Annotated in this window: 21 protein-coding genes; 13 read left to right on the top strand and 8 right to left on the bottom strand. The window is 41.8% G+C overall.

Annotation, left to right across the window (positions count from 1 at the left end):
• The first annotated feature begins 14 nt into the window (after nt 1-14).
• Nucleotides 15-950: a YitT family protein gene (locus J4861_RS11345; protein ID WP_211793607.1), complete on the top strand. Its 936-nt coding sequence runs from the start codon at nt 15-17 to the stop codon at nt 948-950.
• Between the two features lie 117 nt (nt 951-1067).
• On the opposite strand, the gene J4861_RS11340 is transcribed toward J4861_RS11345, so the two are convergent.
• Nucleotides 1068-1682, bottom strand: a complete 615-nt coding sequence (locus tag J4861_RS11340) for a glutathione peroxidase (protein WP_282958350.1) — start codon at nt 1680-1682, stop codon at nt 1068-1070.
• A gap of 158 nt (nt 1683-1840) precedes the next feature.
• Nucleotides 1841-2533, bottom strand: coding sequence for an SIR2 family NAD-dependent protein deacylase (locus tag J4861_RS11335; protein WP_211816916.1), 693 nt, complete (start codon nt 2531-2533; stop codon nt 1841-1843).
• A gap of 256 nt (nt 2534-2789) precedes the next feature.
• Between J4861_RS11335 and bamJ (J4861_RS11330) the strand changes: the two genes are divergently transcribed.
• The 6 genes from bamJ (J4861_RS11330) to J4861_RS11305 all read left to right on the top strand — a co-directional run bounded on the left by bamJ (J4861_RS11330) (nt 2790) and on the right by J4861_RS11305 (nt 9355).
• Complete coding sequence (gene bamJ, locus J4861_RS11330) at nt 2790-3395, top strand: BamJ family beta-barrel-assembly machinery protein (protein ID WP_211816915.1); 606 nt, start codon at nt 2790-2792, stop codon at nt 3393-3395.
• 89 nt (nt 3396-3484) lie between these two features.
• Nucleotides 3485-4411 (top strand): FKBP-type peptidyl-prolyl cis-trans isomerase, encoded by a 927-nt coding sequence (locus tag J4861_RS11325; RefSeq protein ID WP_211805205.1) that lies wholly within the window; start codon nt 3485-3487, stop codon nt 4409-4411.
• A 318-nt stretch (nt 4412-4729) separates the two neighbouring features.
• The gene (bamJ, locus tag J4861_RS11320; RefSeq protein WP_211816914.1) at nt 4730-5731 is read left to right on the top strand and encodes a BamJ family beta-barrel-assembly machinery protein; all 1002 of its coding nucleotides are present in this window, start codon (nt 4730-4732) and stop codon (nt 5729-5731) included.
• Between the two features lie 171 nt (nt 5732-5902).
• A complete protein-coding gene (locus J4861_RS11315) occupies nt 5903-6370 on the top strand; it encodes an Lrp/AsnC family transcriptional regulator (protein WP_013264439.1) in 468 nt (155 codons plus the stop codon).
• A 40-nt stretch (nt 6371-6410) separates the two neighbouring features.
• Nucleotides 6411-8273, top strand: coding sequence for a gamma-glutamyl-gamma-aminobutyrate hydrolase family protein (locus J4861_RS11310; RefSeq protein ID WP_211816913.1), 1863 nt, complete (start codon nt 6411-6413; stop codon nt 8271-8273).
• Nucleotides 8274-8338: 65 nt separating this feature from the next.
• Entirely contained in the window at nt 8339-9355 is a 1017-nt protein-coding gene (locus J4861_RS11305) for a M28 family peptidase (RefSeq protein ID WP_211816912.1), read from the top strand.
• Between the two features lie 433 nt (nt 9356-9788).
• Here the strand turns inward: J4861_RS11305 and J4861_RS11300 are convergent, their stop codons facing one another.
• A complete protein-coding gene (locus tag J4861_RS11300) occupies nt 9789-10331 on the bottom strand; it encodes a DUF4241 domain-containing protein (protein WP_282958358.1) in 543 nt (180 codons plus the stop codon).
• Nucleotides 10332-10918: 587 nt separating this feature from the next.
• Here J4861_RS11300 and J4861_RS11295 point away from each other — a divergent pair.
• The 3 genes from J4861_RS11295 to J4861_RS11285 all read left to right on the top strand — a co-directional run bounded on the left by J4861_RS11295 (nt 10919) and on the right by J4861_RS11285 (nt 13505).
• A complete protein-coding gene (locus tag J4861_RS11295) occupies nt 10919-11131 on the top strand; it encodes a hypothetical protein (protein ID WP_211816911.1) in 213 nt (70 codons plus the stop codon).
• Nucleotides 11132-11164: 33 nt separating this feature from the next.
• On the top strand, nt 11165-12766 hold the full coding sequence (locus J4861_RS11290; RefSeq protein WP_211816910.1) for a fimbrillin family protein: 1602 nt from the start codon (nt 11165-11167) through the stop codon (nt 12764-12766).
• Nucleotides 12767-13040: 274 nt separating this feature from the next.
• Nucleotides 13041-13505, top strand: coding sequence for an HU family DNA-binding protein (locus J4861_RS11285; RefSeq protein ID WP_211816909.1), 465 nt, complete (start codon nt 13041-13043; stop codon nt 13503-13505).
• A gap of 415 nt (nt 13506-13920) precedes the next feature.
• On the opposite strand, the gene J4861_RS11280 is transcribed toward J4861_RS11285, so the two are convergent.
• Nucleotides 13921-14355: a DUF4299 family protein gene (locus J4861_RS11280; protein ID WP_211805209.1), complete on the bottom strand. Its 435-nt coding sequence runs from the start codon at nt 14353-14355 to the stop codon at nt 13921-13923.
• Between the two features lie 424 nt (nt 14356-14779).
• On the opposite strand from J4861_RS11280, the gene J4861_RS11275 reads away from it, so the two are divergent.
• The 3 genes from J4861_RS11275 (at nt 14780) to J4861_RS11265 (ending at nt 19701) form a co-directional block, all read left to right on the top strand.
• Nucleotides 14780-16006 (top strand): nucleoside recognition domain-containing protein, encoded by a 1227-nt coding sequence (locus tag J4861_RS11275; protein ID WP_211816908.1) that lies wholly within the window; start codon nt 14780-14782, stop codon nt 16004-16006.
• 90 nt (nt 16007-16096) lie between these two features.
• Nucleotides 16097-17548 carry an oligosaccharide flippase family protein gene (locus J4861_RS11270; RefSeq protein WP_211816907.1) on the top strand — a complete coding sequence of 484 codons (1452 nt, stop codon included), beginning with the start codon at nt 16097-16099 and terminating at the stop codon, nt 17546-17548.
• A gap of 29 nt (nt 17549-17577) precedes the next feature.
• Nucleotides 17578-19701: a S46 family peptidase gene (locus tag J4861_RS11265; protein ID WP_211816906.1), complete on the top strand. Its 2124-nt coding sequence runs from the start codon at nt 17578-17580 to the stop codon at nt 19699-19701.
• Nucleotides 19702-19819: 118 nt separating this feature from the next.
• On the opposite strand, the gene J4861_RS11260 is transcribed toward J4861_RS11265, so the two are convergent.
• From J4861_RS11260 to J4861_RS11245, 4 genes are all read right to left on the bottom strand, one after another.
• Entirely contained in the window at nt 19820-20179 is a 360-nt protein-coding gene (locus J4861_RS11260) for a hypothetical protein (protein ID WP_211816905.1), read from the bottom strand.
• Between the two features lie 249 nt (nt 20180-20428).
• Entirely contained in the window at nt 20429-22351 is a 1923-nt protein-coding gene (locus tag J4861_RS11255) for a DEAD/DEAH box helicase (RefSeq protein ID WP_211816904.1), read from the bottom strand.
• 1274 nt (nt 22352-23625) lie between these two features.
• Nucleotides 23626-24057 carry a DUF6377 domain-containing protein gene (locus tag J4861_RS11250; RefSeq protein WP_282958357.1) on the bottom strand — a complete coding sequence of 144 codons (432 nt, stop codon included), beginning with the start codon at nt 24055-24057 and terminating at the stop codon, nt 23626-23628.
• Between the two features lie 216 nt (nt 24058-24273).
• Nucleotides 24274-25425: a DUF6377 domain-containing protein gene (locus J4861_RS11245; RefSeq protein ID WP_249110843.1), complete on the bottom strand. Its 1152-nt coding sequence runs from the start codon at nt 25423-25425 to the stop codon at nt 24274-24276.
• Nucleotides 25426-25474 lie beyond the last annotated feature (49 nt).

The following is a 25474-nucleotide window of genomic DNA, read 5'->3' as shown; positions in this document are numbered from 1 at the left end:
ATATCCTTAAATGTATGATTAACAAGATTAATAAGAAAGTCCTTTATCGGGAAATCTTAGACTATGTAATGATAGCCGTAGGTATGCTGTCCTATGCTATCGGCTGGATGGTTTTTCTACTACCTAATCACATCGGTAATGGTGGCGTAGCAGGTCTTGCTTCCATTTTGAATTGGGGTCAAGGAATCCCTGTTGCTAACACTTATTTCGTCCTAAACGCAATTCTATTAGCCATTGCACTGAAGGTTTTAGGCTTAAAGTTCTGTATCCGCACTATCTATGGCGTTGTGATGCTGACAGTTATCACAAAGGTTATGGGTACTGTCTTTCCCCATCCGGGACTCTTACATGGGCAACCTTTTATGGCAGCTATTATTGGTGCGTCGTTTTGTGGTGTTGGTTTAGCTTTTGGACTCTCCTATAATGGTAGCTCTGGTGGCTCGGATATCGTCGCAGCGATAGTCAACAAATATCGTGATATTTCTCTTGGACGTGTTATCTTATTAGTGGATATGACCATCGTAACGGGAAGTTACCTTGTTCTCCGTAGTTGGGAGCAGGTTATCTATGGTTATGTAAACTTGATTATCACCTCTTTTGTACTTGATCAAGTTATCAACTCCAGTCGTCGTTCGGTGCAGTTCCTTATCATTTCGGAGCGTTATAAGGAGATTTGTGATATGATATCGCAAGACCAACCCCATCGTACCAGTACGATAATCGATGCTAAGGGCTATTATACGGGTAGCGATATAAAGATTGTTATCGTAGTAACTCGCCAGCGTGAAGCGTCATATGTTTATCGTATGATTGATGATATCGACCCAGATGCCTTCGTAACTCAGAGTCAGGTAATGGGGGTCTTTGGTAAGGGATTCGATAAGTTTAAGGTGAAGAAGAAGTCATCTAATAAGAATAAGCCGAAGGCTACTAATCTGCCTAAGCAATAAAACGAACAAAGCCGGCTGACACGTGGTTGTGTGTTAGCCGGCTTTGGTTTGTGGGGATTGGGCTTATTAGCCTTATAAGGCTCATTAGCCCAATAAGGCTAATTGCTCTCTTAGCTTTTACTTCATCTTTAATGCCGCCTTGATACCAGCCTCAACGTCTTTCATATCAGCTGTTGGCTCAAAGCGGTCAATGACGTGTCCCTGTCTGTCAATGAGGAACTTTGTGAAGTTCCATTTGATACTTGGGTCTTTGGCGTAGTCCGGATTCTCTGCACGGAACTTCTCATCGAGGAACTTACCGATGTTGTTATTCATGTCAAAGCCCTTGAATGGCTGTTGAGCCTTTAGGTAAGTGTAAAGCGGAGATTCGTTACGACCATTGACATTAATCTTTGCAAACTGTGGGAAAGTTGTTCCGTAGTTGCCTGTACAGAAAGCGTGAATATCATGGAAAGAGCCCGGAGCCTGTGCGCCAAACTGATTACAAGGGAAGTCAAGGATGACAAGTCCTTGGTTCTTATAGGTTTCATAGAGCTTTTGTAATGCCTCATACTGTGGTGTAAATCCACATTTTGTCGCTGTGTTAACGATGAGCAGAACCTTACCCTTATAGTCCTTCAATTTGACGGTATGCTCGTTTCCGTCCTTTACACTAAACTTGTAAACATTCTTCTGAGCCATGATTGGTAGTGTCATGAGGGCTAAGAAGAGGAGTGAAAATAGTTTCTTCATTTGTTTCTTTATTGATATATGCTTTTGTTTTTGTCCCTATGAAAATATAGGGAATGGAATTTTGGTAGTTTATATGTTCTCTTTTTATTATGAATAGGAATTTGTTCCTGTGTGGGAATGTGATGTAATCAGTTCCTTATGATGCTATAATCAACTTCTTACAATAGCTTAATCAACTCTTTCATACCTTCGCTTGCACCCTTTTTGATATGTGTTAATCGTCCAGAAGCATGTGCAGGCGTATCGTCAGGGTCAATCAGATAGATAGGAGTTCCAGGTCGGGTGTATTGCACAAGACCTGCAGCAGGGTAAACAACCAGCGATGTTCCGATGATAATAAGGATGTCTGCCTGTGCCACAACCTCTGCAGCGGGTTCAATCATTGGGACTGATTCACCGAAAAAGACAATGAAAGGACGCAATAGACTACCATCTTCAGCCAATGCTCCAGGGGCTACTTCGCAGTTATCTTCAGGTAGTTTCTTTATGTAACGGCTGTCGTAAGGAGCCTTGCTTGAGCATACCTTTGTCAGTTCTCCATGTAGATGGATAACCTTTAAAGAGCCAGCTTTCTCGTGAAGGTCGTCAACATTCTGCGTAATCACCGTCACATCATAGTCTTTCTCAAGTTCCTTGATAAGGCGATGACCCTCGTTAGGCTTGGCAGCATAGAGCTTTTTGCGTAGATTGTTGTAGAAGTTGTTGACGAGTGTGGGGTTGGCTACCCAGCCTTCGTGCGTAGCTACCTGTTCAACAGGGTAATCCTCCCATAATCCATCATTGCCGCGAAAGGTCTTGAAGCCACTTTCTACGGACATTCCAGCACCTGTTAAGAATACGATTTTCTTCATATGTCTGTCTTTTATGAGTTGAGGCTTGAAGGAGGTGGACAAAGTTGTAGGCATTAATTCTAAAACACTTGCAAATAGAGTTTCGGACAAAAGAAGTTCTTATAATCTACTTCTTGTTTTTTGTCGATACCTTTAACTTGCGCAGTAATCCTCCATTCTCTTTGACAAATTTAGTAATTTTAATCCGATTAATGCAAAACTATACCTTAAAAATAGTATCTTTGCACATTAATTATTAATAATATTAAGAACGATAATGGACAAATTAAGCTATGCACTGGGAATCGGTATCGGTTCACAGCTCGCAGGAATGGGCGCAAAGGAACTGAATATTGACGACTTCGCACAGGCTATCAAGGATGTTATTTCAGGTTCAGAACTGAAAGTGGACAATGCAGAAGCACAGACTCTCGTACAAAACTTCTTCCAAGAGCAGGAGGCTAAGCAGCAGGCTGCAGCCGCTGAGGCTGGTAAGGTAGCAAAGGCTGCTGGTGAGGCTTTCCTTGCTGAGAACGGTAAGAAGGATGGTGTTGTAACCTTACCTTCAGGTTTACAGTATCAGGTATTGAAAGAGGGCGACGGTAAGAAGCCTTCAGCTACAGATCAGGTAGTATGTCATTATGAGGGAACACTGATTGATGGTACTGTTTTTGACAGTTCTTATAAGCGCAATCAGCCAGCTACTTTCGGCTTGAATCAGGTTATCGCAGGTTGGACAGAGGGTGTGCAGCTTATGCAGGAAGGTGCTAAGTATCGCTTCTTCATCCCTTATAACCTTGCATATGGTGAGCGTGGTGCTGGTGCACAGATACCTCCATTTGCTGCTCTTGTCTTCGACGTAGAGTTGATTGAGGTAAAGTAAGAAAGGTGTATAGGCGATAATAGACTGCAATATACGTCCTCTATCGCCTACGCTAATAATATTGCTTAAGAAACTAAACAATTAAAATAATGAAGAAAATTTATTTTTTAGCCGCTATGGCTATCGCAGCTGCAGGCTTCACAGCTTGTGGTAATTCAGCTCCAAAGGAGGATTTGAAGTCTGATGTTGACTCTTTGAGCTATGCTTTTGGTATTGATCAGGGTCAGAGTGTTAAGCAGTATCTCCAGCAGATGCAGATTGATACAGCTTACATCGATGAGTTTATCAAGGGTATGAACGATGGTGCGCAGAATGCTGATGATAAGAAGCGTGCTGCTTACAATGCTGGTATCGGCGTAGGTATGCAGATGAACATGATTATCAAGAATCAGATCAACCGCCAGATCTTTGGTGAGGACTCTACAAAGTCTGTTTCTTTGGCTAACTTCCTCGCTGGTTTCGCAGCAAGTGCAAAGGGTCATGGTCAGAAGATGACTGTAGAGCAGGCTCGTGAAGTTGAGCAGAAGACTTCAAAGGCTATTCAGATGAAGGCCGCTGAGAAGACTTATGGTGCTAATAAGAAGAAGAGTGACGCTTACATGGCTGCCAATGCTAAGAAGGAAGGTGTGAAGACTATCGGTCAGGGTGTACAGGTTAAGGAACTCAAGGCAGGCTCTGGTGCTACACCAAAGGCTTCTGATGTTGTTAAGATTAACTATGTTGGTAAGACTATTGATGGTAAGGTTTTCGACCAGCGTGATGGTGCAACAATGCCTGTAGGTGGTGTTATCCCAGGTTTTACAGAGGCTTTGACTAAGATGCCTGTTGGCGCTAAGTGGGAGATTACTATTCCTTATACAGCTGGTTACGGTGCTGAACAGCCAAGTCCAGACCTCAAGCCATTCTCAACACTTATCTTTACTGTTGAGTTACTCGGTATTGAGAAGGCTCCAGAAGGTCAGCCAGGTATGCCTCAGGGTATGTCAGGTATGCCACAGGGTAAGCCAGGTATGTAATCAACTAAAGCTTGATAATGGTTCGATGAGTCTTCCTTTCTTATATGGAAGAGCATCAGCTGTAATCCATTTTCACGATGATGACGAATTATTTTCATGAAAGAAAATCTTTATTGTCGTGAAAATAAATATTTATTCTCATGAAAGTAATTCTTTATTTTCATGAGAATAATTCAGTAATGATACTCTTGTCTTATAGGAAAGGAAGACACATACATACTTCTTAAAGATTAGTAATATACTTCTTGAAGCTTAGTAATCATCGAATCTACATCCTTTTTAATATAGAAAAACCTTTTCTTTAAAAACGACAAAACAATGAAGAAACTTATAATGCTGGCTCTGCTCGTTGCAGCAGGTTCAGTCTTCAATACTGCAAGTGCACAGAGTAAGAAGAAAGGAAAGCAGAATGCGAAGTGTTCTGTAGAATGTAAAGAAGGCGCAGTAGTACTGACTTCACCTTCTGATACATTGAGCTATGCTGCAGGTATGTCTATGACGCGTGGCTTGGACGACTATCTTGCAAATCAGTTTGGTGTTACTCCAGCACAGATGCCAGACTTCCTGCGTGGCTTGCGTCAAGGTATTGCTAATCGCAAAGACTCTGCTTTTGCTGCTTATGTAGCCGGATTGCTCATCAGTTCACAGGTAGACAAGACCATGTTGCCTAATATTGCATCTAAGTTCGAAGGCACATCGGCTCCAATTAACCCAGATTTGCTTTATAAGGGCTTTATTGCAGCTTTGGCAAAGGATTCTACTGTCCTCAAGCAGGCTACTGCTGAGCAAATCTTCGAGAAGAAAGAAGTAGAGTTGAAAGCACAGAAAGATGCTGAGATAAAAGCAAAGAATGAGGCTTACTTGGAAGAGAACAAGAAGAAGGAGGGTGTTGTAACAATGGCTGACGGTCTTCAGTATCGTATCATTAAGAAGGGTGATGGACCTATACCAACAGCAGCTGACCGTGTCCAGGTTATCTATGAGGGCAAGACCATTGATGGAAAGGTATTCGATGCAACTTCACGTCATGGCGTAGAGTTCGATACCTTCAATGTTGGTGGACTCATCAAGGGTTGGACTGAGGCGTTGCAGATGATGCCTGTAGGCTCAAAGTGGGAGATTGTTATCCCACAAAACCTTGCCTATGGTGAGCGTGGTGCAGGTCGTGATATCGCTCCTTTCTCAACACTTATCTTCACCCTTGAGTTGAAAGGCATTGAGGCAGCACCTGAAAAGGAGTCAAAGACGATTGATGCTGCAAAGCTCGTACCTGCTAAAAAGATTCCTGCTCAGAAGGCAAAGAAGAATGTAAAAAAGTAAGATAAAAGCAGTGAAATACTGTTCTCTTGCTTAAAATAAAAACAAAATGCGCCTAAGTGGCGCATTTTTTATGTCATTTTGTTGTCTGTTCCATAATTATTCCCTACTTTTGCTCGTCATCAATTAAAGCTTTAGAAACATAGAATTAAGAAATAATATCAACCGTAGAACATGGAAAAAGTAGATCGTTTGGACAAGAAAATATTGGGTATCCTCTCGCAGAATGCTCGTATGCCTTTTAAAGATGTTGCTGCCCAGTGTGGCGTTTCACGTGCTGCTATTCACCAGCGCGTACAACATCTCATAGAGAATGGAGTCATAACAGGTAGTGGTTTCGACGTTAATCCTAAGAGTTTAGGCTATACAACCTGCACCTATGTGGGACTAAACCTCGAGCGTGGCTCTATGTATAAGAAGGTTGTTGAACGTATCAGTGCTATTCCAGAGGTGGTTGAATGTCATTTTACAACGGGTCCTTATACAATGCTTGTGAAGCTTTATGCAAAAGACAACGAGCAGTTGATGGACCTTCTTAACAATCAGTTGCAAGGTATCTCAGGTGTCGTATCAACCGAAACACTTATTTCTCTTGAGCAAAGTATCAAACGTGAGATACCTATAGCAGAAGAATTGCTCTAAAGAAGTCAACGACAAACCAATCTTTTAAAAAAGAATAAGAATGCAATACGATCTTCAGTCACATCTCGATAAGGTGTATTCAACTTTCCCTGAAGCAAAGCGTAAGCCTATAATTGGTATCACTACCAATTATATGAATGGTGATGCAGCGTTAAGGAATGTCTATTATAAGCAGGTGGTAGCTGCGGGCGGAGTCCCAATGCTTATTCCTCCTGTGGCTGATAAGGATGTGCTTATTAACACCCTTGACCATCTTGACGGTCTTCTCCTTACAGGTGGTGCTGATATCAATCCTCTGTGGCTTGGCGAGGAGCCTTCTCCTAAACTTCATAATATCAATGCTGAGCGTGATTTACCCGAACTGATGCTTATCCGTTTGGCGTTTAATCGTCAGTTGCCTATCCTTGGTATCTGCCGTGGAGCGCAAGCCCTTGCTGTCGCTTTAGGTGGAAAGATACAGCAAGATATCTATGATGAATATATAAGAGAGGAGGAAACGGTTGAAAAGAAACTGAGCAAAGACAAAACGGTAATAACCTATCGTGCTGCTACATTAAAGCATTCACAGGACGCTGAACGCTGTGAAGCTACGCATAGCGTGACCCTTAACAAGTCATCTGTCCTCTATGCGCTCTATAAGGAAGAGCGTCTTATGGTCAATAGTTTCCACCATCAGGCAGTGAAAGATGCTGGAAAGCACTTCCGTGTGACAGCACTTTCGCCCGATGGAGTGATAGAAGCCATTGAGAGTAGCGAGTTCAAGCCTATCATGGGAGTGCAATGGCATCCCGAATGGATGGGTGAAGAGGGAGGTAAACTCTTCCAGTGGCTGGTCGGACAGTCTAATAACTTCTACCTTGCTAAGCAACTTCATCAGCGCATCTTGACGCTTGATACACATTGCGATACGCCTATGTTCTTCCCACAAGGTGTCAACTTCGATCAACGTGACTCACGTATTCTCTACGATCTCCATAAGATGACGGAAGGAAGACAGGATGCTGTGACGATGGCTGCTTACCTTCCACAACCGAAGATAGGCGAGTCTTTTTCGTCAAAGATTGATGTTGAAGGTTTGAAACGCTTTAATCCTCATCTCATTGAGACATTGAATCAGCTCTCACCAGCTGTCTATGCCAACCTTATCTTCGACAAAATAGAGGAAATTGTTAAGCAAAACCAACGCTATATCTGTATTGCTCGTACACCTTCCGACCTTTACGAGGATAAGCGCAAGGGACGTAAGAGCATTATGTTTGCTATTGAGAACGGTCTTGCTTTGGAGCATAAGCTTGAGAATGTAAAGCACTTTGCACAGCGTGGTGTGACCTATATAACCCTTTGTCACAATGGTGATAACGACATCTGCGACTCTGCACGAGGTTGCAACACCCATGGAGGAGTAAGTAAGTTTGGTGAAGAGGTCATCAAGGAGATGAATCGTAACGGTATTATGGTCGACTTAAGCCACGGCGGAGAGAAGAGTTTTTACGATGCGTTGGAGATTAGTACGATGCCAATCGTATGTAGTCATTCTAATAGCAAAGCACTCTGTGACGTTCCTCGCAACCTTACCGACGACCAGATGCGAGCGTTGGCAAAGAAGGGCGGTGTGGCTCATATCACAATGTACCAAGGCTTCTTGAAGAAGGGTAGTGAGGCAACAGTGATGGATGCGATAGCCCATCTTGAGCATGCTATCAGCATTATGGGCATCGACCATGTTGGTATTGGAACCGACTTTGATGGTGACGGCACCGTACGAGGTATGGCTGATGCGAGCGAAATGATCAACTTCACCCTTCATCTTTTGCGTCGTAAGTATAGCGAAAGAGATATTGAAAAGATATGGGGAGGCAACTGGCTGCGTGTAATGGCGCAGGTACAGAGCGTTAGAAAATAAGTAGAAAGAAGGTTCTCCACCCTCTCTTTGGGATAGAGTGGGAGAGAATAAGAAAACAATCAATAATGAAAACGAATATAAAAATCTTTTTCGGCTGCCTCTTGGCAGTGTCCCTCGCAACCGTAGCCTATGGATGTAAGGGGAAAGCAAGCAACACTGATAATGCTACTGACACTGTGGCTACCGCAAAACCAGTCGGTCCTACGTTTAATGCCGACTCTGCATATGCCTTTACAGCAGCACAGTGTGACTTCGGACCACGTGTGATGAACTCTGCAGCACATGATAAGTGTGGCAAGTGGATAGTAGAGAAATTCAAGGAGTATGGCTGTGAAGTGCAGGAGCAGAAAGCCAATCTAAAAGCCTATGACGGTACGGTCTTGAAGTCAACTAATATCATTGCACGTTTTAATCCAGAAGCAAAGAAGCGTATCTTAATCTGTGCGCACTGGGATAGTCGTCCTTGGGCAGACAATGATCCAGACTCTACTAACCACAAGAAGCCTGTTATGGCTGCGAATGATGGTGCCAGTGGAGTGGCTGTAATGCTTGAGTTAGCACGTCAGTTGCAGGCTGATAAGAAGTTAAAAGTAGGTGTTGACTTCGTATGCTTTGATGCTGAAGACTGGGGAATACCACGTTGGGAGACTCGATATCAAGACGATGGTGACTCTTGGGCATTAGGTGCACAATACTACGCAAAGAACTTCCCAACGCCTGTTAAGCCTGAGTTCGGTATTCTTCTCGATATGGTAGGGGGCGAAGGTGCCCAGTTCTATCGTGAAGGAATGTCTGTTCAGTTTGCTTCTGATGTCGTAAACCGTGTGTGGGAGGCTGCAAAGGGAGCTGGTTTCGGCTCTTACTTCCCTGATGCTGTTGGTGGCATGGTTACCGACGATCATGTTCCAGTGAACCAGTTTGCAGGTATTCCTACTATTGATATCATTCCTTACTATCCTGATTGTCAGCAAAGCTCTTTCGGTCCAACATGGCATACAGTCAATGACACTATGGAACATATCGACAAGAATACGTTGCAAGCAGTTGGTCAGACCGTCATACAGGTGTTGTATACGCTGTAAAATATAAAACCTTACCTTACCCCTCTCTCTAAGAGGAGAGAGGGGCAAGTAATTACCTTTGTGGATGATAAAGGGTATTAGATGTAAGTTACTTAGCCTAAAAAGGCGTTTTTCTTATGATAAAAGAGGAGAAGTTACCTTTAACACATGATAAACAGAACAGGATAATACTATCAGAACAACTCTGGAGATATAAATATTGGTTCTTCCGGAATTTGGAGTGATGGTTTTATGTTTTTCAGGTTTCTTGATGATAAATAAGTATTGTAAACTCTTAAATATAAGCTCTTTGTAGTGTGGATGTCCCATATTAGCTAAGTATAGATTTTGTAGTCTTTATTTTAGCACTTTACATTCTTTACTATTCGGTAAATAAAGGGATGTAAAAGAATAGAAATCCAAAAAAGGTATTGAGAATCAGATATTAACGATATCACTCCAAATTCCGGAAGACCCTGAATATTGTAACTAATTCACATCTTGCTCCGAGTGTGTCATAGCCCCAAAAGGCATTGTACCAATCATTTCCTAAGCCTGAAGCAACCATAACTATTTCTTCCTTTGAGTTGGGGACAGACCATCGAATGAAATCTCCATCTTTTCTTTGAAGTGAAGGGTATTTTTTATAACTTTCAGTGAATAAGGTAGAAAAGTATTCATCATATATATTCTTCTCTATGTCATTTCCATACCATTTATCACTGAAAATCTCATAAGCTGAAACAGCATTAGCATCGCAAAATGTAGCTAAACCTGCCTCTACTTCAAATCCTCTCAGATTATTCTCAGGCTCTTCTGCATAAGGCATATAATCCTCAACGAGTTTATATCGTATAGCTTCTTGATTGGATAAGCGTAACTTCATGCCTGCTATACGTAATCCGAAATGCTTAGTCTTTGCAATAGCAATCTCAATAGTATATTTTCCTGACGGAATAGTATCCTTTAAGTAGCTGGTCCTTCTCTTATTTGGTATCGTGAATTTCTTTAAGATTTCCTTGCTAATTCTAAAAAGATGTCTTACCTTTGCGGTCGTGAATAAATTAGCAATGACATATCAGACCAATTCAGCAAAGCAAAGAAACTTTGAATTCTTTGCCTTTTTTAGTGCTTTATATTTGGTAGTCTCAGATATTTTGCTAACACACACACACACACACACACACACACACACAGGCGCACCTAGCGTTTAATCATACATTTTTTCTTCCATCCTACGCGCGCGCGAAGCGTGGCGTAACCGTTGTAAACAAAGGACTTTACGAAGTTTCCTTTGTTCGCTTTTTTGTGCCCATTTGCGAACTATCTAAAAGGCAAAATAAGGACATTTTAAGCACTGATTTTACCATAACAAGTACTTGTAATTCTCTAGTAATAGTTTGTTTTCTCTCGTTGATTTCTCGGGCAGGCAGTGGTAATACGCTGTCTGCCTGTAGAGAGGGGAAGCAAGTGATTAAGAAGAATAAATAACGAGTTTATCAGGATGTATATAATAAAAGGTGAGCAATAAAGCCACATAATAGAGAGTAGATAACAACTATTTTTAATCAAATCAAAAAAGCAATGAGAAAGAAACAAGAAAAGAAGGATTATTCTGCACCACGTTGCATGATAATTCAAGTAAATGAAACCACAAATTTAATGGTAGGGTCTCCGTTTAATGGTCAGCATAATCCAGCAACTCCTGGAGGAACCATTAGTAGTGCTAAGCAAGCACCAGCATGGCAGGAAGTAGGCGATAAAAACGAAGGAGAATTTTCCGCTTGGGAAGACTAACAGAAAGTTATTAACAAAGAGAACTAAGTAAAAATGAAGAAGACAATGAAACGACATTCATTCATCACACGACTAGCGTCTTTGGCTGTCGTGTGTGGTTTAACACTAGCTTTTGCCTCTTGTGCAAATGATGATTTAGCACAGAACGGCAAAACTACAACTGACGACAAAGGTTTAACTGCATTCAGCACAGGCGAACCTGCAACACGCACAACCATGGAGGCAGATGGTAAATTCTATTGGGAAGCAGGCGATAAGATTTGGGTAAAGGATGATAGCGGTAATTGGAAGCAAAGTAGCAACTCGCCAACAGGCAAGACAGCATCTTTCAAATTCTTAATGCCTGGTAAGTACACTGCTAAGTCTTCATACGAGGTTTATTACCCTGGCAAGAATGGTAATCAAGATCAAGTAACCATCTCTGCGAATCAAACGCAAACAGAGCCCAACACCACCGCTCACTTTGGCACATCAGGCGATTGCGGTATAGCCAAGGCAACACGCAACGCTACAAGCCACGAGTTTGAGTTTGCACTCGACCACAAGGCTGCTTACCTCGTCTTTAAGCCTTACACAAGCGATGATGTACTAAAGTATTGCTATCTCACGAAGATAGAGGTAACATCAGATAACGACATCACATCTACCTATACCCTTGATCCAACGGCAGCAACTGGCACTGGTGCATTGACAGGTACAGGTTCTGGTAAAAAGATAGAGCTTATAACAAAAGGAAACTCAGGAAGTACATACCAAAATGGTTTCCCTTTGACAAACACTTCTGCCAGCTTAACAACCAATGGTGCTTATATGGTTATCAAGCCCGGTACACACACATTAAGAATTCGTTACTGGGTAAAGGATGTTGCGACACAAATAGAGGGAACAATTACCAAGATTATTCCTTCTCATACCTTTGCAAAGAATGAATATGTCAACATGGAAGCTGATTTGCAAATAAAGAATTACGACGGCGACCATTACTACATGTGGGATGCACAGGATCAATACTGGAAGGGGCACGAATGGTGGTCAGCCAATAAAGACCAGCCAGTGTTGAACTCGGCCTATAACAACAACGTCTTTGCTAAGAGCAATACTGACCCTCGTTACTACAACGAAAGTTACCCAGGTTACGGCGTAAGCAACCCCGCTACTCACACATCTTGCAAAGACCTTCCAAACGCCAACGAGCTGTCTTGGTATGTAATGTTTGGCGATCCACGTTGGGATGCAGATGAACTATGGACTACTATGGGTCACTTATATAAAGGCGGCATGTGGTTTAAGAAGAAGTCTGTATTACAAGCAGAGAATCATTATGACACCGAGAAACCCGCTGATGGTTCAACCGACCTACGTACAACATACAAGGAGTACGTCAACAACAACATTAGTATCAATTCTGGTGTCCCTTCCGCCGCTGACGCAACCAATTACTTCTACCTGCCCGCCTTGGGTTACTACGTCAATGGGCAGCTGCAACGCGTTGGCGACAACGGCTACTATTGGTCGTCAAGTGCTCACCCGTGGGAGAGCCGGCAAGCGTACATGCTGTACTTCAACAGTGGTAGAGTCAACGTGGAGTACAGCCTCCGCGACCGCGGGTTCAGGGTCGAGCCTGCAGTCGAGTAGTTCTTGCGATTGCCCCTTTACTGGTATCGTCCTCTAAAAGGCAAGAATTAATGCGAAAAAACATGACAAAAGAGAATAAAAATAGGCTCTTTGTAAGTGACTGATAATCAAGGGTTTATAAACAGGGTGCCAAAGTATGATACTTAGGGGGTCTAAGTATCATACTCAGGTACCCTAAGTATGATACTTAGGTACCCTCAGTCCCATACCGAGGGTGGCTCGAATAAGAAAATAATTTACATATTATATTTACCAACTTTAAAACATTAATATTATGGCATTTTTTAAGAAAGTAAAGAAAAAGCTAACAGGACTATGGTATCCAGAAGCGATAACCGTAGGGAAGCCCGTAACGACAGACCAAGTGGCTGACCGATTGGCATTGATTTCAACGGTGAGTCGTGGTGACACGTATGCTGTACTGAAAGATTTAGGCGGTGTGCTGGCGTCCTTTATGGCAGAGGGTCGCACGGTGAAGTTGGAGGGTGTCGGCACGTTTTACTACACTATCAATGCCGACAAGGGAATTGCGAAGCCAGAAGAAGTGACGGCAAAGCAGATAAAAGGCATCCGTGTCCGCTTCATTCCTGAAACCTCACGCACACAAAGCAATAAGGTTGCCACTCGTTCGCTGGTGTCTGAAACTATCTACTGGGAGGAGTGGAAGGATGAGAAAGAGAAGGAGGAAAAGAAAGAGAAGAAAAAGAAAGAGGAAAGTGTCGGTCCAGTCCCTGAATAAGCTCTCTTCGATCATCTCTTGTAAAGAAGAAGTGTCAGATTACAGAAAAGAGCATAGGCGAGGGTGTGTCAATAATGAAGGCACATCCTCTTTTTGTATTAACCTGAACTCGGGATAAGTATCATACCACTCTTCTGTTTGGTTTAGTACAACGGCTCTTTAGACTCAATCTTTTGATTTGGCCTAAAGATAATAATTGGACTTCAAAAGGGCGTTAGTAACGTTGCTAAAGGGCACCTTTTGCAAGCCAATTGGGCGTCTTTAAGAAGCCAAAAGAGCATGTATAGGAATTGAAGTGTGCGAAAATAGTTTACAAAAAGCGGTCGTGAAAAGATGAATCCGATTATGGGAAGAAACTCTTGCAACCATAACCGGAATTTATTTGGATTGATATTGTGAATCCTATTCCAGACGTTTAGATACGTTTTAACGACTGTTTTACGCCAGAGATAAGTAAGCCCATTTCCGCAGCATTCAGTCCTCTAATCAGGACGTTAGGCTCTCTATACTCCACAGCGTAGTTGGATAAAGCGGGTACACAATGAAAGAAAGGTAAGTCAACCACCTCACCTTTCTTTGTCGTACTTACAAATGTAAGACGAATGTCAGAGAAGTTTTCTTCTTCGCTTTTATATAACTCATTGGGATACATTGGTAGAATGGTATTCACTCCCTCTGTTATAACAAAATTCAAAAGCTTTTCTTTTCCCTCTTTTTCATAACATTGTGGCTCTGCCACATAAGCCTTCGACCATAGGTCAGCCTCCCCTGTCCCTTCTTCATCTAAGAGACATTGTTCATTTTGCTGCGCCTTACGCTTATTCTTGTTAAAGAAATCGAATATACCCATATAGTCTTGCTGTTACTATCTTTATTCGCAAAGTGACTAATTATGTAATAAAAGTAATCGGAAATAGATAAAATTCTATCCCAAAAAGACGTTTGCAAAGATAAAGACTTCGTACAACATAAACACAATTACGTATGTTAAAAAGACTAAACTGTACATGCAAATCGGTTTAATCATCGATAAAACATCTAAAGACAGGGCTTAATAAATGTTGTTTTGGTAGCGCTTTCGAAAATAATCTACAGCTTGTTATCGGCAAAACAGTTAGAAACACGGAGGCTAACAACATCTTTTTAGTTTATTATGCTGTAGGTTCACACAGAAATGTTTATCTTTGCATTGGGAAAGAATGGTGCCATTGTGGGGCTTTCTGTCCCCACTTCTGATTCATAACAGACATATTAAAACAGTTTTAAAGCGATAAATGGCACTGAACTATATTTGGATAGGTTTCTTCATAATAGCATTTGTCTTCGGAATTATCTCTCTGTTGATGGGTGATACAACGATATTCGAGAAGATGATGAACTCTACCTTTGATTCATCTAAGAATGCCTTTGAAACATCAATAGGCTTGACAGGAGTCTTGACACTGTGGTTAGGAATCATGAAGATTGGCGAAAAGGCTGGTGTTGTCAATGTTCTTGCACGTATGCTTAGCCCTTTCTTCTCAAAACTCTTCCCTGATATTCCTAAGAATCACCCTGTTATGGGTTCTATCTTTATGAATATAGCTTCGAACATGTTAGGACTTGACAATGCAGCTACGCCTACAGGACTGAAGGCGATGGCGCAGATGCAAGAGCTGAACACAAAGAAAGACACGGCAACTAACCCGATGATAATGTTCTTAGTATTGAATACTTCGGGTCTGACGCTCATCCCTACGACTATTCTTGGCTATCGAAGCATGAACGGTGCAGCACAACCTATGGATGTGTTTATCCCAATTCTGTTGGCAACAACGGTAGCTACGATTGCTGGTATCCTCATTACGGCAACTTGGCAGCGTATCAATATTTTCCACCCGACATTGTTTTTGGGGCTTGTTGGTATTATAGGCTTTGTTGGATTGTTAATTTGGGGATTCGGACAGATGGATAAGCAGATGACGAATACGGTGTCATCTGTTGCCTCTAACTTGATTGTCATGTCGATAATCATGCTTTTCATCGTTGTGGCGTTGTTACGGAAAGTGAACGTTTATGACGCTTTCATCGAAGGAGCGAAGGATGGATTCCAAACCGCAGTACGTATCATTCCTTATTTGGTAGCTATCCTTGTGGCTGTTGGAGTGTTCCGTGCTTCGGGTGCAATGGACCTTTTGATACAGGGAATTAAGTGGTGTGTGGAGCAGTGCGGACTTGACACAAGATTCGTAGATGCACTCCCAACTGCTTTTATGAAGCCGCTTTCTGGTAGTGGCGCACGTGGTCTTATGTTGGAATCAATGAAAACTTTTGGTGTTGACTCATTCGTTGGCAGATTGAGTTGTATCTTCCAAGGTTCAACAGATACTACTTTCTATATCCTGGCGGTTTACTTCGGAAGCATCGGCATAAGGTATACACGTCATGCATTAGCTTGTGGACTATTAGCCGATTTGGTTGGTGTAATTGCCGCAATCGCAATCTGCTATATATTCTTTTAGGAGATCATTGAATCTATTAAGCTATTGGGCTATTAGCCCTATAAGCCTTATTAGCCTAATAAGGCAAATAAGCTAAACTACAATACAACAATGGCAAATTTAAAATCACTTGCAAAAGACACTGCTATCTACGGAATGAGCAGTATCATCGGAAGGTTCTTAAACTACCTTCTTGTACCCCTCTATACAGCGAAAATTAGTGCGGCGAGCGGTGGCTATGGTGTTATCACAAACATCTATGCCTATACTGCGTTGCTGTTGGTCGTTTTGACTTATGGAATGGAGACGACTTTCTTCCGTTATGCCAATAAGACTGACCAAGATCCGAAGAAAGTTTACTCTACTACTTTGTCTTTGGTAGGGCTTTCTTCACTGCTATTCATAGCAATGGTCTTCGTCTTCCTACAGCCTATCTGCGACTTTATGGGTTACTCGGAACATCCTTCATATGTGTGGGTTATGGCTGTCACGGTAGCAATTGATGCCTTTCAGGCTATTCCTTTTGCCTATCTAAGATACAAGAAACGTCCGATTAAGTTCGCTACTTTCAAACTGTTATTCATTGCTTTGAACATCATTTTGAATCTTGTTTACTATCTTATCCTTGACGGACATGAGGTGGGTTATGCCTTCTATATCAACCTTGTATGTACAACGACTATCACCTTCTGTTTCTGGAAAGAGCTAAAAGATGGCTTCTTCGCAGGCGGTAAGTTGCTTGATATGCCTTTGGCAAAGAAGATGTTGTCCTATACTTGGCCAATACTTTTCCTTGGTATAGCTGGTATTCTTAATCAGACGGCAGGTTATATCATCTTCCCATACGTCTACAAGGACAATGATGCGCATACACAATTGGGTATCTTTGGTGCTGCAAGTAAGATTGCAATGATTATGTCGATGATTACGCAGGCTTTTCGCTATGCCTATGAGCCATTCGTCTTTGGTAAGGCACGCGACAAAGACAATAAGGAAACCTATGCGAGAGCTATGAAGTTTTTTATTATCTTTACGCTCCTTGCCTTCTTGGTGGTAATGGGGTATATGGATATTCTGCGCCATATCATCGGTCGTGACTACTGGGTAGGCTTGAAGGTGGTACCTATCGTGATGGCAGGAGGTATCATGACAGGTGTTTACTTCAACCTTAGTTTCTGGTATAAACTCATTGATAAAACGATTTGGGGCGCCTACTTCTCAGGCATTGGATGTGCTGTAATCATCGGAATCAACGTGATTTTCGTACCAAGATATGGTTATATCGCTTGTGCTTGGGCAGGTTTCTTGGGCAATGCTACGGCAATGGTGCTGTCATATATTGTTGGTCAGCGTAAGTACCCGATAGACTATCCATTGAAGAGTATCTTTGTCTATCTGCTGATAGGTGGTCTCTTCTTTGCCATTATCACCTATACTAACGCTAATCTGCCCGTTCCTGCAGCCTTGGGAATCAATACATTGGTGATTATTCTCTTTATAGCTCACGTGCTTTATCATGACTTTCCGCTGCAAAAATTACGCAGTCGGTTTGCAAAGAAATAAACAAGTATCATTTAATCAATAATATCATTATGAAGAAATCGACTTTACTTATTGCCGGACTTCTTGCATTGGGTAGTACATCCATGCATGCTGACGAGGGTATGTGGACGCTCTACAACTTGCCAGATGCCGTCTATGAACAAATGGTAGCCGAAGGATTCCAGTTGCCACGTAACATGCTTTACGGTGCACCTAACGCTATTAGCAATTCTGTTATCAACTTTTCTGGCTTCTGCTCAGGTGTTGTTGTGTCACCGAAAGGTCTTGTTTTCACCAACCACCACTGTGGATTCGGTGCAATTAATGCCCTTTCAACCGTTGAACATGACTATATGAAGGATGGTTTCTATGCAAAAAGCTATGCAGAAGAACTCCCAAGCAAAGACCTTTTTGTTTCCTTCATGAAGAAGCAGGAGGATATTACTCCTCGTGTTAATAAGCTTATTGCAGGTAAGAATGCTGAACAGACAGAGGCGATTATCGATTCTCTTACAAATCATTTGACCGACTCTATCAAGACAATTGATAAGACTTTGCATATCAGTGTAGATGCTTTCTATGAGGGAAATAAGTATTATGCCACTACATATCAGGACTTCCAAGATGTTCGTTTGGTATTTACTGTTCCAAAGAGTATGGGTAAGTTTGGTGGTGAAACAGACAACTGGATGTGGCCACGACAGACAAGTGACTTCTCTGTGTTCCGTATTTATGCCGATCCTAAGACCAACGGACCAGCTGCTTATTCAAAGGATAATGTGCCTTATCAGCCAGAAAACTGGGCTCCTGTAAGTCTTGAGGGTTATAAGGATAAGGATTTTGCGATGACAATTGGCTATCCGGGTTCTACAAGTCGTTACTTGTCGTCATACGGTATACAGCAGCGTAGAGATATAGAGAACACTGTACGTGTGCAGGCTCGCGACATCAAGCTCGCTCTTATGAAGAAGTATATGGACAAGAACGGCAAGACTCGCCTCCAATATGAGAACAAGTATGTTACATCAGCTAACTACTGGAAGAACTCTATTGGTATGAATAAATGTATCGATTCCATCGGTTTGATTCGTCAGAAGGCTGAATATGAGGCTAAGATACAAAGATGGTTGGATGAGAAGACAGTGAAGGACCCAACTGTAAATGTTGACTTTGCTAAGTTGGCCAACCTTTATAAAGAGAGCAATGACGTTGCTTTGGCTCAGGCTTACTGGAACGAGTCATTCTGGAAGGTGTCAGAGTTTGTTCAGAGAGCTATTGATATCACTCGTGGTGCAATCGAACCACAGGGAGATAAGGATGATTCAGCAAAGCAATATATGCAGTTTAAGGACAATAGTAGCGACTGGAATATTGCGCTTGATAAGGAGATGACAGCCGCTATGTTGAAGAATTATGCCGCACACGTACCTGCTCAATATCTGCCAGAGGAGTTCAAACTCATCAAGACAAAGTTCGGTAACAACTATAAGAAGTACACTGACTGGCTCTATTCAAAGAGTAATCTGCTCACTAAGGACTACAAGTTCTTTAATAATGAGAAGACTTTTGAGGACCCGGGTATCCAACTTGGTATACAGCTCGTAATGGTTTATCAGGAAGTTATGACCAGCTATGCAGAAAAACTTGCTGCTATCGAGCAGGAAGAGAAGAAACTCTGCGAGGCAAAGGTACAGATGGAGATGGATATGCCACATTATAGTGATGCCAACTTCACCATGCGTATGTCTTATGGACAGGTGGGTGGCTATATGATTGGTGGCTTCGATAGCAACTACTACACCACAGCTGAGAGTATTGTTGAGAAGATGAAGAAGGGCAAGAAACTTGAGGACTACAAGGTTGAGCCTATCATGATGGACCTTATGAGTGCTAAGGACTTCGGTCGTTATACTGATAAGAGAACTGGTAAGATGCAGCTTTGCTTCCTTACTAACAATGATATCACTGGTGGTAACTCAGGTTCTCCAATGTTCGATGGTAAGGGTCGCCTGATTGGTCTTGCTTTCGACGGCAACTGGGATAGCCTTTCAAGCGACATCAACTTCGATCGTAAGCTCGCACGTTGTATTGGTGTTGACATCCGCTTCGTCCTCTACTTGATGGATAAGTGGGGTCACGCTGACCGCCTTTTGAAGGAAATTAACCCACAGTAAGGGTTACTCTTAATATATTAAAAGAGGTATGTTCAAGAATGAACGTACCTCTTTTATTTTGTGAAGGTGTATCTATAAGTGTATTTATTGACTTTTACAACAAGCATCTAATATCTTTTTAGATAATAGAGAAAAGGATAATCATTAATATTATTAGCAACAAAACATAACAGAATAGTCCCAGTTTATATTCTTTCTTTGTCAGTAATGCCTCTTGTTCTTTCATCTTTCGTTCGGGAAATAGCAGAAACATTAAGAGGTATAAAGGAATAGCAACAATCGCACCTATTAGGTAATCCCCTGATTTTGAGCCTGTATGCCAAAAATTTAATACACTCTGCATATTTAATAAACCAATTATTATAAAGAAACAAAGTGTAAACAGTGCGAGAAGGTTTGTCAAGGTAGCAAAATAAGGAATGCTTCTGTTAGCCCCTCTCATATTAAAACGGTATAAACTGGCTATGATTTTGTACATAGTTATTACTGGAAAAGGTGTAATATAATGCTAACAATAGTCGTTTTCTCCCCTTTTTAGCCATCGTGTTGAGGCTCCGCACTACTCGTGCTGATGCTCTGCACCAATGGTGCGGAGGCTTAACACCACTCATGAAGATAGCAATGCGCTATACAATATATGATTGATGTATAGCCAATTTATCGAAAGCCTCTCCAATGTTATACGCTAAGTCTCCCTCCCCTTTGGGGAGGGTCGGGGTGGGGTCTTTTACTTCTTTGGTCTACGTCTTGCCCAACCTTCCTCAGAAAAGTCAGGCTCTTCGCCCTTCAACTTAGCAGGACCACCCTTCATTAGTTCCTTCCAATCATCTTTCTTGAACTTATGCTGTCCTCCGAAAGGATTGTCATCATACTGGCGACGACCACGGCCCTTGCGCTCACGAGTGTCCTGACGACCTTCGCCACGGCTGCCGTAACCACCACGACCGCTTGCAGAGCGACCATTGCCACCAGATGAACGACCATTAGATGAGCGACCGTGACCACCTTCTTCTGCATCGTTACAACGCACCTTACGTCCTTTATAGGTTGCACCGTCCAGCGATTGCATCACCTTCTGGGCGTCCTGCTCTGGTACTTCGATGTAGCTCTGCTTAGCAAGGAGGTCGATATGTCCTACAGCCTGCTTGCCATGCACGTTCTTATTGACAAACTGCATCACCTCACCCGGATAGAAACCATCTGCCTTACCTAAGTTGATAAAGAGTCGCTTATAACCACTCTCCGCCTTACGTGGACCACGGCTGCGACTTCCTCTGCCTTCACCTCTTGCGCCACGGCTATCTTCACGTGCACTACGTGACGATGGCTTCTCAATCTCCTGAGCATTCTTATAATAGTCAAGGAAGCGACCGAAGGTTGCAGAAACAATCTTCTTGATGACAACCTCCTTATCGATATACTCGAATTGGCGGTTGATATCCTTCATATAAGGTGCAATCTGGTCCTCATCAACGTCTGTCTTCAGGATGTCATCCATTGTCTTAAACAGCTGCTTCTTACAGATTTCCTCTGGTGAAGGCAGTGTTCCGTCAACAAATTCCTTACTGATTTCGCGCTCAATATTACGTACCTTATACTTCTCACGTGAGTGAATAATTGAGATAGAAGTACCCTTCTTTCCTGCACGACCTGTACGGCCAGAGCGGTGGGTATAGTTCTCGATATCATCAGGCAAGCCATAGTTGATAACGTGTGTCAAGTCGTTCACATCCAATCCACGTGCTGCAACGTCTGTAGCGACGAGAATCTGTGTGAGATGTGAGCGGAACTTCTGCATCGTGAGGTCACGCTGCTGCTGTGAGAGGTCGCCATGCAATGCCTCAGCATTATATCCGTCCTTAATCAACTTATCGGCAATCTCCTGCGTCTCAGCCTTTGTACGGCAGAACACAATTGCATAAATCTTTGGATAGAAGTCAACCAATCGCTTCAAGGCAAGGTACTTGTCGCGTGCATTCACCATATAATAAATATGGTTTACACTCTCAGCACCCTCGTTACGGCTACCCACAACAATCTCTTTATAGTCGTGCAGATAACCCTTTGCAACACGCTCTACCTCACGACTCATCGTAGCAGAGAACAACAATGTGTTACGGTCTTCAGGTACACCCGTCAATATCTCAGTGATACTCTCTTGGAAACCCATGTTCAGCATCTCGTCAGCCTCGTCCAAAACAACGTTTCTAACCTTGTCAAGACGAGCCTTACCACGGTGCATAAGGTCAATCAGACGACCTGGTGTAGCTACGATAATCTGTACACCATGACGCAACTGGCGAATCTGTGTGTCAATAGACGCACCGCCATAAACCGCTGCGATATGTAGATGAGGGATATACTTACTGAATTCCTTCAAGTCATCAGCAATCTGCAAACAAAGTTCACGCGTAGGACTAAGTACGATAGCCTGCGTCTCCTTGCTGCTTGTATCAATACGTTGCAGCAAAGGCAAACCGAATGCAGCCGTCTTACCCGTACCAGTCTGTGCCAGTGCGATGACGTCGTTACGATTACCAAGTAAATAAGGGATTACTTCTTCCTGTACAGGCATTGGATTTTCAAATCCAAGCTCACTAATGGCGCGACGAATCTCTTCGCTCACACCTAACTCTTCAAATGTCTTCAAATTCGTTTGTTTATTATTTATTATCCTATATAAAAGGTAAGCTAACCACCAAACGAACCCACTAAAAAGACACTTGCCTGCGACGGGCTTCAACCAGTCAGTACGCAGACTCTCAGGTGGTATGTTACCTTTAATTGGCTGCAAAGGTACGTTAAGAAGTTGAGATGAGCAAATAAAACCCTTTATAAATCAATGGAATGGAAGAAAAAGAGCGGATAGAGTACAGAGGAAGCGATGAGAAATCTAAAAAAAAGTTGATAGATTTAAGTATTTTATCATAACCTATTAAAAAAATACTATGAAAACACTTGTACTGTTATAAAGTCTAAAAGTGTCATCGAATATTCGTGAATTACATTTTTTTTATGTGTTTTTTTTTGTAACTTTGCAATGTCAAATAGAAAAATAGTCGTTATTAAAGTTAATTATTTGAGTTAGTACAAGGACACAAAACTTACGTGAGTAAGTTTGATGTTAAACGAAAGGCTTCGCAGTGATGCGAAGCCTTTCTTCTTTTATTCTATATGTAAAGAGGCGGCTTCTGTTAGATACATGGATTGGAAATAGAGTCAAAGTTTACACGCTTGTATGGTGTGGATGTATGCAATTAGTCGGTCTTACACGGGGAATAAACTATAAGATAATATGCAAATCGATATTATCGCTATTCGTAATCTTCAAATTTCTTATTCTCACTTTATAGCTGTGTGTAAATAATTTTCATGTGGTTCAAAACCAATACATGCTCTTTTGGCTTCTTAAAGACGCTTAATAGACTTGTAAAAGGTGCCCTTTAGGACCCTTACTAACGCCCTTTTGAAGTCCAATTAAGCACCTTTTATTTTGCTGTTTTATAACCAATTGATTTCCTGTTGGTTATAAGCTTGTCTTTTATTCGTGTTTTTGTCGTTATTTATAGTTGTTTTGCTTGAGGTTTTGTAATGATTTTTCTGCGCTTTGTCTGTGATTTTGCAGTATTAAACTGAAGGAGTTTTCTATGGCAGAAGATAATCATAGAATAGATAGCTGAGTGTCTTAGCAATGTTGTTTGTTTAATGAGTAACTTCATTTCTTCCGTTAAGACTATACGAAGTACAATCTACACATTGAACGGAAAATGACCTCCAAAAATGATAAAAGGGGATTAAAAGGAAAAGAAAAGCAAGTTAAGCAATTTTTAAGAAACGTGCGACAGACCAACAAACAAGATGCTGGAATGTCGCACAATGACAGTTCTTCGATTTATAAATTAGGGAAGAGGAAATGGTCTCAACTTATAGTTTTTGTACCATTTCATCGAATTTATCAGGATCAATAGACTTCAGACGTACACGAGAACGGTAAGCATAGACCGTTGCTTTTGAGCAGCAAAGGAAAGAACATATAAGCTCATTCTCACTTACGCCAAGGCGAATGAGTGCAAAGATGCGAAGATCAGTAGAGAGATGTCCTGCTTGTTTAGGAATAATCCTCTCCTCTGGTTTGAGCAATGCGTTGAAATCTTCCACAAAGTTTGGGAAAAGACCGAGGAAGGTCTCATCAAAACTTGAATAGAAGGAATCTAACTCACGGTCGATTATCTCCTGTGACTTCAATGTGTTCAGCAGTTCTGTGCGCTTATTGGCTGTAACAAGACGATAAATCTGTTTACGATAGCTGTCGAGTTTGTCGATGTAAGCAGAACACTCGCTAAGGAAGCGAGTGATATACTCATCTATTGGTGTCCGATAAAACTTTTTTGGAGTTATCTGTGTTAGATAAAATAGGCTTAAACTTATGATTTCATTAATTTATTTGGTTATTATAGGGCTTTCCTTGTCAAAATAAGCGCATTTTATAATGCTTACAGTTTAAAACTAAGAACCAAGCCCCTAGATAAGTAAAACGGCTGCAACACCGATGAATAAAGAGATACAGAACTTTCAGTTTATTTTTACCGGACAGCAATAATACTCATCCTTAATATTATTTGATTCTTTCAGCAATTCATTTGTGTTAGAAAGACGCGCACGAATAGCACGCAATTCTACAACACGACGACGCGTATAGATAATCATAACCAACAAGAAGATAGACATGAGGCTTATCAGCACAAGAGCGGCTGTAAGTTTGAGTGTACGACTCTTTGTTTCACGCTCATGTGACTTTTCTATTGCTGGCCAAACGTCAGCCATAGCAATTGTACGCTGACGTGCATTACAGAACACAGCGTCGTTCATAGCGTGGTCCATATAGGCATAAGCACGTTTTGTATCACCTTCTTCAAAAAGGATCGTAGCCAATTGCTGTAGGGCAAGATATTCCTTTACTGAGTTGCGTATATCAGAGATAGCAGCTGCAATGAGGTATTGCTTTTGAGCTTCCACATTCTTCTCCCTACCATAAATATCAGCAAGCGAGATTGACACAAATGCTGTTTGACGGTCACCAGGTTTCAAGTGGCGATAGGCATCAAGGAGAATTTTCTTCGCTTGTTCATACTGTTGGCGATTAACAAGCTGTTCTGCACGTGACCAAATGTCAGGAGATTGGTTATTATCAACGACAGAATCGTTACAAAGTTTCTCCATCTGCTTGTACATCTTCCTCTGCGAAGGGATTAAAGCAGCATCAGCAAGCGTACGATAGAGGGTCTTTCGCGTTGAGAAATAATAGAAAGACAAGTCTTGGCTTATCCCACTTCGAGGAATGGAATTAATAATATCGCTTGCATCCTTGAGTTCTCCACCCCTTATCAAGAGGTAGGCAAGATTAAGTTTTGCATCATTTACCTTACTCTGATTGCCCATTGCCTTTGCTATTTTCTGCTTTTCCATAGCGTAGACTATAGCAGAGTCTACAGAATAAGATGTATAAAGATTGAATAGCTTGTCAGACAATTCGCAACGAGTCTCCAAGCTCTTTGCAGCATGAAGTTGCTTCTTTACATTACGTATAACATCTTCATATTGTTTGTCATACTGGGATGACATGGCTATCTCATGGTCGAGATCGTCAAGTGTTGGTATTTGGGTCTGTGCATTAATAAGTAATGGCGTACATAATATTACACAGATGATTGCAATTTTCTTCATTTGCTTCATTCTTATTTTGGGACATGATATCATCTCTTATGTAACGTTA

The organism is Prevotella melaninogenica (assembly GCF_018127925.1).
Taxonomy (GTDB): Bacteria; Bacteroidota; Bacteroidia; order Bacteroidales; family Bacteroidaceae; genus Prevotella; species Prevotella melaninogenica_C.
Note: the sequence above shows the minus strand (reverse complement) of the source record. Positions and strands in the feature narration are given on the sequence as shown.